15 protein-coding genes are annotated in these 14,455 nt (G+C 41.8%); 4 read left to right on the forward strand and 11 right to left on the reverse strand.

Features of this window, described 5'->3' with window-relative positions; genetic code table 11:
- Window positions 1-79: 79 nt before the first annotated feature.
- A complete protein-coding gene (locus MHH41_RS13475; protein WP_106065788.1) occupies window positions 80-604 on the forward strand; it encodes a CbrC family protein in 525 nt (174 codons plus the stop codon).
- Between the two features lie 29 nt (window positions 605-633).
- On the opposite strand, the gene MHH41_RS13480 is transcribed toward MHH41_RS13475, so the two are convergent.
- The 7 genes from MHH41_RS13480 to MHH41_RS13510 form a co-directional block, all read right to left on the reverse strand.
- Window positions 634-816 carry a sporulation protein Cse60 gene (locus MHH41_RS13480; RefSeq protein ID WP_003217582.1) on the reverse strand — a complete coding sequence of 61 codons (183 nt, stop codon included), beginning with the start codon at window positions 814-816 and terminating at the stop codon, window positions 634-636.
- Between the two features lie 101 nt (window positions 817-917).
- A complete protein-coding gene (locus tag MHH41_RS13485; protein WP_253622323.1) occupies window positions 918-1,229 on the reverse strand; it encodes a rhodanese-like domain-containing protein in 312 nt (103 codons plus the stop codon).
- A 54-nt stretch (window positions 1,230-1,283) separates the two neighbouring features.
- Window positions 1,284-1,967, reverse strand: a complete 684-nt coding sequence (locus MHH41_RS13490) for a YesL family protein (protein WP_340866451.1) — start codon at window positions 1,965-1,967, stop codon at window positions 1,284-1,286.
- A 21-nt stretch (window positions 1,968-1,988) separates the two neighbouring features.
- On the reverse strand, window positions 1,989-3,281 hold the full coding sequence (locus MHH41_RS13495; RefSeq protein WP_253622321.1) for a Gfo/Idh/MocA family protein: 1,293 nt from the start codon (window positions 3,279-3,281) through the stop codon (window positions 1,989-1,991).
- Window positions 3,282-3,298: 17 nt separating this feature from the next.
- Window positions 3,299-3,823, reverse strand: a complete 525-nt coding sequence (locus tag MHH41_RS13500; protein WP_253622320.1) for a lipoprotein YteS — start codon at window positions 3,821-3,823, stop codon at window positions 3,299-3,301.
- The gene (locus MHH41_RS13505; protein ID WP_003217717.1) at window positions 3,820-4,932 is read right to left on the reverse strand and encodes a glycoside hydrolase family 88/105 protein; all 1,113 of its coding nucleotides are present in this window, start codon (window positions 4,930-4,932) and stop codon (window positions 3,820-3,822) included. Before MHH41_RS13505 ends, MHH41_RS13500 begins: the two co-directional genes overlap by 4 nt.
- Before the next feature lie 18 nt (window positions 4,933-4,950).
- Window positions 4,951-5,916 (reverse strand): ABC transporter permease, encoded by a 966-nt coding sequence (locus tag MHH41_RS13510; RefSeq protein WP_003217645.1) that lies wholly within the window; start codon window positions 5,914-5,916, stop codon window positions 4,951-4,953.
- Window positions 5,917-6,147: 231 nt separating this feature from the next.
- On the opposite strand from MHH41_RS13510, the gene MHH41_RS13515 reads away from it, so the two are divergent.
- Window positions 6,148-8,448: a helix-turn-helix domain-containing protein gene (locus tag MHH41_RS13515; RefSeq protein WP_050943530.1), complete on the forward strand. Its 2,301-nt coding sequence runs from the start codon at window positions 6,148-6,150 to the stop codon at window positions 8,446-8,448.
- Between the two features lie 40 nt (window positions 8,449-8,488).
- On the opposite strand, the gene MHH41_RS13520 is transcribed toward MHH41_RS13515, so the two are convergent.
- Window positions 8,489-8,860 carry a winged helix-turn-helix transcriptional regulator gene (locus MHH41_RS13520; RefSeq protein WP_003217763.1) on the reverse strand — a complete coding sequence of 124 codons (372 nt, stop codon included), beginning with the start codon at window positions 8,858-8,860 and terminating at the stop codon, window positions 8,489-8,491.
- Window positions 8,861-9,015: 155 nt separating this feature from the next.
- Here MHH41_RS13520 and MHH41_RS13525 point away from each other — a divergent pair, with 155 nt between their 5' ends.
- Window positions 9,016-10,203 (forward strand): MFS transporter, encoded by a 1,188-nt coding sequence (locus MHH41_RS13525; protein ID WP_137055381.1) that lies wholly within the window; start codon window positions 9,016-9,018, stop codon window positions 10,201-10,203.
- 12 nt (window positions 10,204-10,215) lie between these two features.
- A complete protein-coding gene (locus MHH41_RS13530) occupies window positions 10,216-11,055 on the forward strand; it encodes an aldo/keto reductase (protein WP_050943528.1) in 840 nt (279 codons plus the stop codon).
- A 45-nt stretch (window positions 11,056-11,100) separates the two neighbouring features.
- On the opposite strand, the gene MHH41_RS13535 is transcribed toward MHH41_RS13530, so the two are convergent.
- The 3 genes from MHH41_RS13535 to MHH41_RS13545 all read right to left on the reverse strand — a co-directional run bounded on the left by MHH41_RS13535 (window position 11,101) and on the right by MHH41_RS13545 (window position 14,455).
- Window positions 11,101-12,597: an extracellular solute-binding protein gene (locus MHH41_RS13535; protein WP_137055383.1), complete on the reverse strand. Its 1,497-nt coding sequence runs from the start codon at window positions 12,595-12,597 to the stop codon at window positions 11,101-11,103.
- Window positions 12,598-12,622: 25 nt separating this feature from the next.
- Window positions 12,623-13,483 (reverse strand): carbohydrate ABC transporter permease, encoded by an 861-nt coding sequence (locus MHH41_RS13540; RefSeq protein ID WP_087976618.1) that lies wholly within the window; start codon window positions 13,481-13,483, stop codon window positions 12,623-12,625.
- Between the two features lie 219 nt (window positions 13,484-13,702).
- Window positions 13,703-14,455: an NAD-dependent epimerase/dehydratase family protein gene (locus tag MHH41_RS13545; RefSeq protein ID WP_106029003.1), complete on the reverse strand. Its 753-nt coding sequence runs from the start codon at window positions 14,453-14,455 to the stop codon at window positions 13,703-13,705.

A 14,455-nucleotide genomic window follows, 5' to 3' on the forward strand; every position in this document is an offset into this window, starting at 1 on the left:
TATAGACAATTTAAGATTGTTGCAAGCAGGAGGATTCCTGTAAAATAATAATGAAATCATTTCTACAATGGAGGTTTATATGACGCTGCCTACATTCAAGTACAACCCAGATCCAGTTTCGTTAAACGTGATCAAAAAAGAGCCTACGACATGTCCTGTTTGTGAAAAAGATAGAGAATATGTGTATCATGGTCCATTTTATTCTGTTGAAGATGTGAAAGGAATTTGCCCTTGGTGCATTAAAGATGGTTCAGCCGCTAAAAAATACGATGGCACCTTTCAAGACGATGCAAGCTGTGATGACGTTGAGCAAGAGGAATATATAGATGAACTGATCTTTAGAACGCCAGGTTATCGCGGCTGGCAGCAGGAATATTGGTTAAGCCATTGCGGAGATTTTTGCGCGATCGTCCAGTATGTCGGTTGGAAAGAGATAGAACATTTAGAGGAAGAGCTCACAGAAGATATCGAAGACATTTGCAGCGGCGGAGGATTAACGAAAGAAAACCTAAAACAATGGCTCGTCAACGGCGGAGATCTGCAAGGCTATCTCTTTCAATGTGTTCACTGCAACAAGCATCGTTTATATATTGACGCTAGTTAAACAAAGTAAAAGGACCCTTCAAATAGGTCCTATTTTTTATATAAAATGAGGGCAGAAAAACAGTAGAGCTGTTCTCCTCCTTGCTCACAGATCACTGCTACATTGTACTTGATGTCAATGATTTGGTCGTCATCCATTCCTTTTAAAAAAAGATTGATTTCGCTCTGCAAATCTTTTTCGTGCTCTTCATCAAAGACAGCTACCTTTAGCACATATGCCACTCTCCCTTCTCTCGCTACTCTATCTTTATGCACATGAGGGCGGGCATATGAACAAAAAAAGCCTTTCATCTATGAGATGAAAGGACTTCTGTTTACAGCTTCGGTTTTGTTTCTCCTGACCAAGCAAGCATTCCGCCAACGACATTGGTCGCTTGATAGCCTTGGTCTTCTAGGAAATAGCAGACATTTTCACTACGTTTACCAGAGCGGCAAATAATATAATACTCCTGCGTTTGATCGAATGCATCCAGTTTCTCGGGGATATCTCCCATTCGGATGTGGACAGCTTCTGGAATCATTCCTTCTGCTACTTCCTCGTCCTCACGCACATCAACAAGCTGAATGGCTTCTTCTTGCTCTAGCTTTTGTTTTAATTCTTCTATTGAGATTTCTTTTACTGACACGACGCTCATCTCTCCTTTTAATCACAGTGACACCATTATAGCAAATGAACCCCATTACTGTGTATTCACCCGCTTCGATTGCAGGAAAGACGGCAGGCGTTTCTTTACTTCGGCTGTCTGCTGCTCACTTTCAAACTCTACTTTTTTGAATACTTGATAGGCGAGCCACATATGACCATAGGCGAGTATACTCACACTAAAGAACGGCACGATTCCCGGCAAATAAGCAAAGAGAACAAACAGCAGAGCCGAGAAAACGAGCATACAGAGTGTATATTGCAAATATGAGATACCAAGCAAAAGAGAGAATTTTAGATAGAGACGTTTTTTCCAATCATAATGAGCCAGCAGCGGAAAAATATAAAACAAGCTCACAACAAAGAGAAATCCAAAGATATAAATGGCAAAACGAAGCACATGCAAAAACCAGCTCGTTGGATAAATATACGCAAGGTCTACATATATAATCGTTCCTATGATCAATAGCGTCAATCCAATCAAGTTAGAGCGTACAAACTCCTCACGGTACACCTTCCAAAAAGTCCGGAAAACGCTCACTTGCTCATGCCCTTGTATCCACTTTCTCATCACCGAAAATAACGCAGTGGTCGCAGGCATCAATCCAAAGATCCCAAGTCCCAGCATGGTGAACAGCAACCATAGCAAATTTGTATAGGCGAGTCGCATCACCCACTCACACATTCGAAGCATTCTGCTCATTGAACCATCATGATCCATCTCTTTCCCCTCCTCTCTTTTTTATGACACCGTCTCTTTCTGAAGCAACTCTTCTATGTCAATTGGGCGCTTCTCTGCAACAGACCGCCACATGCCTTCCCCAAGTGCAATTGAATAAGCACCAGCCTCTGCCCCTGCTGATATTTCATAGTGAATTAAAGGATCTTTCCCGATAAATAAATCGGCCAAAAGCAGAGGATCTCCGCCGCCATGTCCTCCTGGCTGCTTCACGACTTCAATCGTCTCTTTTGCCCCAAACATCGGATAATAAGAAATCGTCTGTTCTGGGAATTGAAAAGGAATTCTGGATGGCACATGAAACTCATTTGTTTCAATACGCCCCTTCGTCCCATTTATAGCAAGCCGGTATCCTTCGTAGGGTGCTGAGAATTGAATCGAATAGCTGAAGAGAGCCCCTTGGTCATATGCCACTGATGCCACATATGTATCCTCAATGTCAATTTCCTCATCAAAAATACAGGCGTCTGGGCGATAATTGGTGTATTGCTGCGTTTGCTCCTGACCGGATTCGATATGATCGTCCTCGACATTTGAGCGTACTACCCTCGGATTCCACCTTGCTTCATAATGACATGTATCCTTCACATGACATGTTCCGCAATACCTGTTTTCTTCCCCCTGCAAAGGATTCCAAGGACTTTTATCTCCGTAATAGTTCAGCGCCCCATAGGCAAATACTTGCTTCGGCTTTTGATTGATCCACCAATTGACCAAATCAAAATGATGCGTCGATTTATGAATGGATAGTCCGCCAGAGAATTGCCGCGTTCGGTTCCACCTTTTGAAATAACTAGCGCCATGATACGTATCAATGAGCCAGCTCAGTTCAACAGATGTGACCCTTCCAATCTTTCCTTCTAAAATGAGTTCTTTGATCTTTCGATGAAATGGATTGTAGCGATAATTGAAAGTGACTGTGACCTTTCCTTTACTTTCCTTTTCTTTTTCCATTACTTTTTTGGCGTCTTTTGCTGTTGTGACCATCGGCTTTTCAGTGATGACATCGAGGTCATAGTCAAGTGCTTGCAAAATATAGGTGACATGTGTGTCATCCCTGCCTGCCACAATGACGATATCTGGCTTTGCTTCCTTCACCATTTGATCAAATGCCTCTTCATGAAAAAACGAGACGCCCCGCAGTGATGGAAAACGCTCCTGACAAAGTGTATACCGATGATGATCTATATCTAAAAGCCCTGTAATCCTGTAATGCTCATTGAAATCCTCTGTTAGCGGTTTAATAAACATATTGAACGCACGCTGACTGAGTCCGCAAATTACGACCCGTTTCACAGTCCCCACCCCTATTTCTATCGATTTTCACGAAGCTGTTTCATGAGAGACAGCGCCTCTTTGGACTTGTCTGCATACACGGGAATAAAAGCGACCATATCTCGATGTAATCGAAAGGTATAGCCGTTTAGCTTCTTCGTGCCTTTACTAACTTGAACCGCATAATCAACCGTTTTACCTGTCCTTTGATCCTCGATCGTATATGGCCCTGCCGCTTGATCATCAATACCCATCTCTTCAAGCAGCTGAAAGCTTTCAGGATCATCATATGTTCGAAACATTTCTTCCGGGACAAGCATGATGTCCCCCTCTTTGGCGGTAATTTCAACAAGAAGCTTTTCGGGAATCGCCGGGAAGATGTGGACGCTATACGTTTCTTGTTCCGTTTGAAAAGCCTTCTCGACTAATTGATCCTTCATCCCCTTTGACATGTCAGAAAAAATCAGAACATCGATACCGTTTGTTTTCCCATGACAGGCTGACAAACAAAAGGCAGCGATAAAGCTGAGGAGCCATGCTGTAGCCCTTTTTTGCCTCTTCATGCCTTTTGAAAAACAGGCAGCTTCTCTAGCTCAGTTAACGCCATAATAAAAGCGCCTGCCCCGTGCAAATCATTTGTGCTTCTTTCTCTACCGACGTAGTAATCATAAAATCCAGCGGATGTTCCGATACATATATCATTGATGGTAAGATCACCGTTTTCTGTCACAGCCGTCTTATGCTGAATTAAGCCTTGGTAAGCTTTCACCACATGATCTGTGTAGCGGGGGCTGACATACCCTTCGTTCATGGCTTTTGCCATGGCGTACATGAATAAACACGATCCAGAGCTTTCAAGCCAATTGTCGCTATGAGTACCTTTATCAATGATTTGATGCCAGAGACCTGTGTCTTGATCCTGGTACCTAGCTACACTCTCCAGCATGTCTGTCAGCGTTTCCTTCCACATCTTTCGCCCTTCATGCTGCTCTGGCAGATCCTCGATCATATCTGCTAATGCAAGGACATACCAGCCAAATGACCTTGCCCAAAACTCGGGAGAACAGCCTGTCTTTTGATCAGCCCATGGCATCACTTTTCGTTCGTCCCACGCGTGATAATACAGACCTGTTTTTTCATCTTTTGTATGCTTTCTCATGAGATGCTCTTGCTGGATCACCATATCCACCAGTTCCTCTTCATCTTTCAGCTTTGCATACTTTAAGGCAAAAGGTCCGCCCATGTAGAGACCATCCAGCCACATTTGATAAGCATAATTGTCTTTATGCCAAAATCCGCCCTCAGATGTGCGATTCAATGTGCGATAAAGCCCGCGGAGCTTCTCCGCTGCCAGCACATACCGCTTCTCTCCTGTTCGTTCATAAAGAGGGAATAAAATGAGCCCAGCTTGGATCGCATCAAGCTCATCTCTTCGAAATAACAGGTTTCCATACTCATCAATGAGCGAATCTGCGTAGCTTTTCACATAATTGAAATACGTCTCGTTCCCCGTTGACTCATATAGCTTCATCACACCGCAAAGAAAAACGCCTTGATGATAATGCCATCTTCCAGCTGGAGGTAGCTCGATTGGTGTATGCGCTTTCATAATTGTTTGTGCTAATTTCTCTGCATGCTCAAGTGGTGATCCCTTTTTAGTCGATAATGTCATTCTTTTTCATCTCCCTTTTTAGTAAATACCTTCTTCCCCAAATTTCTTCGCTAAACGGTTCGCCAGCATAACCAAAATGAGTCCAACGGCTGCTTTAAATAGACCAACAGCGGTACTATAGCTGAATTGCCCTTGCTTAAGACCAGCTGTATAAACGTACGTATCAAAGATTTCTGCTACTTCCCGGTTCGTTGCATTGAGTAATAAATAGACATGCTCAAAGCCAAGCTCTAATGTGTCACCAATTTTTAAAATAAGCAGAACGACAATCACACTTTTAATGGCAGGGAGCGTAATGTGCCACATTTGTCTCAGTCTGCCGGCTCCATCCATTTTCGCTGCTTCATATAGCTGCGGATCTACCGCTGTAATCGCCGCTAGGTAAATGATCGTCGACCAGCCTGCTTCCCGCCAAATCACTTGTAAAATGTACATCGGTCTAAACCATTCCTGACTAAGAAGAAAGTTAATCTTTTCCCCTCCAAAGAAAGCAATTAATTCATTGATTAACCCACCATCTACTGTTAACAAAACAAAGGATAAGGACACGACAATCACCCATGACATGAAGTGAGGAATGTATATCATCGTCTGCACAAATTTCTTAAACAATGCCAATCTGACCTCGTTTAAAAGCAGGGCCAATAAGATCGGAATTGGAAAGAAAATCACGACATTCATGGCAAATAAAATCAGTGTATTTTTTAATAAGATGAAAAATGTTGGTTCTGTAAACAATCGAATAAAGTGTTTGAAGCCAACCCACTCACTGCCAAGAATACCGAGAAACGGCTGGTAATCTTGAAAGGCAATGATCAGCCCCCACATCGGCACATATTTAAAGACAAGAAAATAAATGAGCCCTGGCAAAATCATGACATACAAAAACTTTTGACTAAGCATTTGATTAAGTAAGCGCTTTCTTCTTTCTTTTTTCAAAGCTGCCGCAGGCACACCCTTGGCAGTAACATCCTCTGTTTTCATAGATAAAGCCTCCCCTCATGCTGGTGCATGTGTTAACTGTATCTTAAGGATGAAAAATCCGTCTACAATCATATCATCAGATCATATTTACTTAGGGGAAGCTACTCAAAACGTTACATAAAACATGAGAAAATGATCCTAATCTCAGAAAATGATTATTGACAAACCTACCAAATTTTTGGATTAATAAATAAAGAGGAAAAGATTGTTCCGTTTGAAATGGGGGGTTTTATGAAAAGAAGGCAATATAAATTTTATTACAAGCTCGTCACGTTTTTTTTCATGCTTAGTACGATTCCTGTCATCATTGTCGGTATTTTTTCTTATCAGCATTCACAAAAAACAGCACTCGAAAATATCTCAAATGAAAAGCTGGACAGCGTTAAACAAACGCAATCCAATATTGAGCATATTTTAAAGACAGTTGATCACTCTCTCACTCACTATGTCAGTTCGCCGCCTCTCCTTCAAACACTGGCAGAACCTTTAAATCCAGACCAATTCCAGCTTTATAATCAAGTACAGCAGGAACTGAACTACCTGCAAACCTTTGACACCGATCTTTCCAATATTACGCTCGTCAGTAAAATGGAAGACTGGTACATGAACAATTCGGGGCTTTATCATGTCACAAGCGGGGACCAAGAGAAAGCGCTCACCTCTTACCTCAATATTCCGAGTCATTCCAGCTGGGCACTTGAAGAAAATAATCCACTTGTTGCGACAAAGGAAGGAAAGGCCTCCTTTTGCAAATACAATGTGAACTTAATCAAACAACTCCCTATGAACAGTGTCCAGAAAAAAGGGATCGCTGTCGCCAGCATTCCCAGCTGCACGATTGCTGACAATATGCCTGACTTCTCTCAATCTGACAGTATGTTTGTCATTGATACTAACGGAAAAGTGCTGTTACATAACCGCAAAGAACAAATTGGTGAATCCTTGAAAAATCAAGAGTTCGTCAAGCATGTCCTATCGCGTGAAAAACGATCAGGTCAATTTAACATGAAGATCGAGGAACTAAACTATCAAATTACGTTTCAAAAATCAGACTATAACGAATGGACGTACCTATCCTTTGTTTCCATACCAGAACTCAAGGCACAAACGAAATCAATTGGGTGGATCACCTTTATTATCTGCTTTATTTTGTTAGCGCTTTCATTGCTATTTTCATGGTTTGGGTCCAGGCATTTTTATAAACCAATCCGCTTGTTATACGAGTCCTTTGCACGCAATGAATCCTTTTTGCAAAAGCAGCCTTTTCAAAATGAATTTGAGTTGATTGAGTCGAGTATTAAACAAATGAAGGATCAAAACAATGATTTAGAGGAACGTATTGAGCAGCAAGTCACGCACCTCCAGCAATACTTTATGGTGCGGCTATTGCTCGGAAAGCTGACAGAAGAAGAAATTAACAACCGGTTCCAAAGTTTAGGATTCCCTCAGGACTGGTCTCACTTATCCATGCTTGTGACCCAAATTGATACGCTAAAAGGAACACCTTATGAAAAAAAGGATGCTGACTTACTTTTATTTGCGATCAATGGACTAATTGAGCAGATTATTCCGCAAGAGGAGCACCTTCAGCCAACAGTTGTCAATCAGCATCAAACGACGATTATCCTAAATCACTCAAAGTCAGACGAAGAGTTTACTGAATATTTAAACCAATTAGCGGAAACGACTCAGCTGCGTATCGAGGAAGAGCTTGGTTTATCGATCAGCATCGGAATCAGCCGTCAGTTTCAGGAGCTCACGATGGCAAAACAGGCTTACATTGAAGGAAAAGAGGCCTTAAAATACAGACTCAAAGCAGAGAAAAAGTCCATTATCTTATATGAACATATCCAGCAAGGAAAAACGTTTAAAACTCATTTTCCAAAGCAGCTTCAACATGATTTATTTGATGCGATGAAAGCAGGTGATCAAGGCAAGGCAGATCACTATTTACATGTGCTCCTGCAATCCATTTTCTCTAAAAATGCAGGACCGCACGAGTACCATATCGCCCTCGCCCGTTTTTTAAACAATTTGATTGAGCTGATGCATTTGCTTGGCATTGAATTATTTGAGGTCGAAGACAATAAAATGCTGTATGATACGATTTTTGAATTTAAAACGTTTGAAGATACCGAAGCATGGCTGAAACATGAGATCATTCGGCCGATTATTGACCAGCTAGGTGCACGCGAGGAATCACAATACAAAAACATCTCAGAAAAGATCATCCATATCATTCATCAAGAATTCGACTCAGATCTCACATTGGATGAAATCGCCACACGCCTGCATTACAACCCAAATTATTTAAGCAGTATCTTTAGAAAGGAAATGGATATCTCCTTTAGTGAATATCTCTCATCCTACAGACACCATGTCGCCAAAAACTGGCTCGTGGAGACCGATATGTCCGTCAAAGAAATTTCGGAAAAACTGAAATATAAAAACCCGCAAAACTTCATCCGTTCCTTCAAAAAACTAGAAGGCACGACCCCTGGCAAATACCGCGACCAGAAAAAAGGCATATAAGACAAAAAGTCCCGCTCTCATAGGAGGAAGCGGGACTTTTTTATTTAAATTGTTCATTTAAAATGCTGTCTTCTAGCACTGAAAGCGGCTCTCCGTACACACGTTCAATATGAGCTGCTCCCCAATCACATAGCGCATTCAGAATTCTTTCGAGCGACTGACCGTATTCACTTAATTCATATTCCACTTTAGGCGGTACTTGCTCATACACAATCCGGTTAATCACCCCATCACTTTCAAGCTCTCTCAGCTGCTGCGTGAGCATTTTTTGTGTGATGTTTGGCATGAGTCTCTTCAATTCACTTGTGCGTTTTTTTCCATGTGTTAAATGACATAAAATCACGCACTTCCACTTCCCGCCAATGACCTCAAGGGTCGCTTCCACGGAGATATTATATTTTTTCTTTTCCATTAAATCCTCACTCCTCTTTATACGAATAGGCACTTTTTAGTACCTATATTACAAAAAAGTACGTACTTTTTTTTTCATCATCCATGTTAGATAATAACTCTTGCCGATCGGCTTCGTCTATCAAAATGTCATCACAGAAGGATGTGAACTGATTCATGAAGAAAAAACAAAACCAATTTGCCCTTCTCGCACTAGCTATTAGTGCTTTTGCTATAGGAACCACTGAGTTTATTAGTGTCGGTCTTTTGCCGATGATTTCAGAGGACTTTGGAGTGAGCGTCAGCCAGGCGGGCTGGACCGTCTCTTTATATGCACTTGGTGTGACATTCGGCGCCCCTATTTTGACTTCTCTGACTTCAGCGATGAAAAGAAAAACATTGCTTTTGCTCATTATGCTCGTCTTTTTGATTGGAAATACACTCGCCACGATGGCTCCGACCTTTTCAGTGCTATTAATCGGCCGGGTCATTTCAGCCTTATCCCATGGAATCTTTATGTCCATCGGCTCTACGATCGCTGCAAGCCTTGTAGTGAAAGAAAAACGGGCAAGCGCGATTGCCTTTATGTTCACTGGATTAACAGTAGCGACTGTGACGGGCGTGCCATTCGGGACATTTCTTGGTCATGAGCTCGGCTGGCGGACATCATTCGGTGTGATTGTCATTATTGGTCTGATCGCACTAATATCTAACTATTTTCTTGTTCCATCTCAATTAAAGCAAGGCGTGAAAACATCATTTAAGGATCAAGCTGTTTTATTAAAAACAAAAAGAATCTTGCTTCTATTTGTCATTACAGCAACAGGATACGGAGGAACCTTTGTCGTCTTTACGTATTTATCCCCTCTCTTACAGCATGTGACAGGTCTTGCGCCTGGGGCGGTGGCATTGATCCTGCTTTTATACGGGATCACGATCGCAGCTGGAAATGTCATTGGCGGAAAGGCTGCAAATGAGAAGCCAATGAAAGCACTCATTTACATGTTTATCATCCAAAGCATCATTTTGTTTATCCTTAGCTTGACTGCTGGATTTACGGTGCTAGGCATCGCAACCGTCATGCTGATGGGACTGTTTGCTTTCATGAATGTCCCAGGGCTTCAAGTAGCTGTCGTTGATTTTGCAGAAAGATACACACCAGGAGCAGTCGACGTCGCTTCCGCTATGAATATCGCTGCCTTTAATGCTGGTATCGCCATCGGCTCATTTTTAGGCGGCATCGTGACAGATACTCTTGGGCTTGTGCATACAGGCTGGGTCGGTGGTATCATGGTCCTCATCGCTGCGATTCTCACGATGATTAGTTTTCGAATCGAACAACAAGAACAAAATCAAACCATCTAAGGAGTGTTCAATATGAATCATTTACAAAGTACAAAAACATTAAACAATGGAGTCCACATGCCAGGATTTGGTCTCGGTGTATTCAAGGTGGAAGATGGTGCAGAATTAATAGACGCCGTCAAAACAGCCATTCAAATAGGCTATCGCAGTATTGATACAGCGGCTATTTATGGCAATGAGGAAGGGGTTGGACGAGGCATACAACTTGGTCTTGCAGAAACAGGACTGCGCCGCGAAGACCTCTTTGTGACATCAAAAGTGTGGAATGCCGATTTAGGATATGAATCCACTCTACAAGCATATGAGGAAAGTTTGAAAAAACTTCAGCTTGACTATTTGGATCTATATTTAATCCATTGGCCGGTTGAGGGCAAATATAAAGACGCTTGGCGTGCGCTGGAAACTTTGTATCGTGAAGGAAAGGTGAGAGCAATCGGTGTGAGCAACTTCCAGCCGCATCATCTAGACGAACTATTAAAAGATGCAGACATCATACCAGCTATCAATCAAGTCGAGTTTCACCCAAAACTAACGCAGGAAGCACTCTATACGTATTTGAACACACATGGCATTCAAATGGAAGCTTGGTCACCGCTCATGCAGGGGGAACTGCTTCATCATCCGGTGATCAAAGAACTCTCGGACACATACGGCAAAACACCTGCTCAAATTATTTTGCGCTGGGATGTGCAAAAAGGCGTCATCACCATTCCAAAATCAACGAAAGCGCATCGTTTAAAAGAAAATGCAGACATATTTGATTTTGTCTTATCTGATGAGGATATGAAACGTCTTTCTGACTTAAATGAAAACAAACGGATCGGTCCAGACCCAGACAATTTTGACTTTTAATAGAAACACCCCCGCTCTTTAACTGTGCGGGGGTGTTGATGTTGATTATTTTGATTTTTTAAAGGAAGCTTCATATTCTTCAATGATTTTATTGCCACCATTTGATTTCCACTTCTCTACATCTTTCTTAAATTGATCTTCACTGATGTCTCCAAGAATGAACTTATAGGTCGCATCATCGATGATTTTTTTCAATTCATTTCCTCGTTCTGAGGCTGTTTCTGAATACAGGCTTTCAGCAGGGTTGGCGACGATGATCTTTTGATTGTCTTCTTCCAGCTCTTCATATTTTGTACGAACCGCATCCCCTTTATTTTTCAAGTAACGTTTATCAATGCCTACTAAACTGACAAGCGGCTGTACATCTGTCTGCCAGCTTTTCACTTGGCTTTCTTCCCTGACAAATGTATTCCCTTCTTCTTTCTTATAATGCTCACCATCTATACCGTACGTCATGAGACCATAGACATCTTCTTCTGCAATGCGATCAAAGAAGGCCAAAATTCGCTTTAATTCTGCCTCTGATTTCACGCTTGTTTTAGGGAATGCGAAGATGCCATTATGACCACCTGATGCCCACACCCGTTCTTTGCCATCTGGACCTTTGATTCGGTTCAAGATATCGACTTTCATGTTTTTATCTGTCGCGTCATCTCTCAAGTTCACAGCATCTACCATATTTCCAACATAGATTCCTGCTTTTCCTTGTGAGAATAATTCCTGCTGCTGTGTTTTGCTTGTCACAGGGAAGTCTTTGTTGATATAGCCATTATCACGCAGTTTCTTCATGTACTTCATCGTATTCATGTACTCATCTGTCATAAAGTCTGGCGTGAATTTGCCGTTATCTTCTTTCCAGTCTGTTGGCATTCCCTCATATGAACCCAGCGTTTTAAATGCCCCATAAATCAAATCGTTCCGATCCGTAAAGCCAATTGTATCCGCTTTTCCGTTTTGATTCGGATCTTTTTCAGTAAAGGCTTTCGCTACCTCATAAAGATCATCCAACGTTTTTGGTGTATCCAAATTTAAATTTTCAAGCCAATCCTTTCGAATGACAATTCCTTGTCTTGAAAGTGGTCTCTCTCTATAAATACCATAAAGCTTACCGTCTATAGAGGCGTTTTTATTGATCAGTTCGTTCATCTTACTTAAATTTGGATAATCCTTTAAATACGGACCGACTTCCCAGAACATACCTGATCTGAATGCATTAATAGCAGACGAATTCTTAATGTCTTGAATTGTCACAATCTGCGGCAAATTCCCTGCAGCAAGGGCAGAATTTAACCGGTCTTCCTTCACAGCATCAGGCACCCACGTAATATCAAGTTCTGTATTTGTGAGCTTCTCAATCTCTTTTAAAACCGAATCTTTCGGCGGCTGCTGATGATACAAAATGGCCATCCATGTCAGCTTCACTTTTTTGTCTAAATCAACCTTTTCATCCGATGAACTTCCTTTGCTTGAACATGCGGATAAAATACCGCTTGCTGCAAATAACAGAACAAACGCAATCAACCATAATTTCTTTCTCCCCATAAGATCCCTCCGTTGTTCCTTCTTTTTAACCTTTTACAGAACCTAGTAATGCCCCTTTGTTGAAATGCTTTTGAATAAATGGATAGACAAGCAGAACGGGAATGGTGGCTACCACAATGACAGCCATTTTAATCGTTTGGTCTGGCGGTGGTGTGGATGATCCCATATCCGACATATCTCCCTGCATTCCGCTCGAAACAATGACAATCTGCCTTAGAAGTACTTGAATCGGCCATTTCACTGAATCATTTAAATACAGGATGGCGGTCATGTACGTATTCCAATACGTCACGGCATAAAAAAGTGAAATGGTCGCAATAGCTGGCAAAGAAAGTGGCAGCACAATTTTAAAGAAAATCCCTAAATCGTTACAGCCATCCATCTTCGCTGATTCCTCAAGGCTTGCGGGAATGTTTTGAAAGAAGTTTTTCAAGATGATCAAATTGAACGCATTGATCGCAACCGGTAGAATCAGTGACCAATAGGTATCAAGTAGACCAAGTGTTTTCACCACAATAAACGTCGGAATCATACCTCCGCTAAATAGCATCGTGAAGACAACGAGAAACATCAATGTTCTCCGGCCTTTTAACTCCTGACGAGACAGCCCATATGCCATGAGTGAGGACAAAAACATGCTGACAGCTGTTCCAACGAGTGTCACAAGAATGGACACGATAAGGCTGCGGTACACAATATCCGTAGAGAAAATATACCGATAGGCCTCTAAAGAAAACGTGGTCGGGAACAAGATAAACTTCTTCGTGATGACCTCTTCTACTGTAGCAAAAGAGGCTGCAATGACATGGATGAACGGAAGCACACATATTAATGCGAACATGAGTAGAAAAGAGTAATTAAATAAGTTGAACAATCGGCCTTTAATAGAACGATCTATGTTCATCACGCCCTTTCTTTGTAAGCGTTATCATTTTATCCGAAAATAAGCTACAGCCTGTGACGATATCGTGATTAAAATGTAACAAATGGGGGAAGAAAGCGTCTATAATCATCTTGACAGTCCAACTGGGTCGATCCTGTCAGTCGTGCTTTTATGCTCATGAAACAAAAGAATAAGATCATCAGCTAATGACATGATTATGCCCTATGCCCGATCATTTTCTTCAAGGATTTCCGTCGTATTTACATCGGGTCTATAGCCTAACTCCTGCTTCGTGTTTTCCGTAGACCAAGGCTTTTCTTCGTTTTCTGATACGGCATAATATGTCCCAAAGGGAACGGTCGTTTCAATCGCTGCCTTTATCATCCGTGCTAGATCCTCGTGTGAAAGAAGTGTTCGTTTCGTCCGTTCTTTCTCGTGTAATGCCTCCATCTCATCTGTCACAACCGTTCCAATCCGTAAATTGATAACAGACATTCCCGTTTGATCGTGGAACAAACGGCCTAGTTGTTCAGAAGCAAATTTTAAAATGCCATAGACATTTTGAGTCGCAGGTACATCGTTTGTTGTAATATGTCTCCCTAGTAAGGAGCGTCCATCTTTTTCATAACGATCGGTCACGTGATTGCTGCTTGCAAAAATGACTTTTCGTATGCCGAGGCTTGCAGCTGATCGAAACATAGAATAAGAGCTCCTCCAAAAAATATCATTCATTTTTTCAAACTCCTCATGATTCATCACATCATGCGTCATCTCCATGTTTAAAAGGTGTATGATGACATCTGTATCTCGCGGAATCGCCTCATATAATTCCTGTTCATTCGTTGCATCTGCTAAAATGTCTCCTTTTACACAGCCCGTTTGATCAATAATGGTGATCTCATACTCAGAAGAGAGCGTTTTTGTTAAAATACGGCCAATCACACCGCACCCGCCAATGATCGTGATCTTCTTCAT

The sequence above is a fragment of the Bacillus sp. FSL K6-1145 genome (assembly GCF_038003425.1).
In the GTDB taxonomy this organism is placed as follows: domain Bacteria; phylum Bacillota; class Bacilli; order Bacillales; family Bacillaceae; genus Bacillus; species Bacillus pumilus.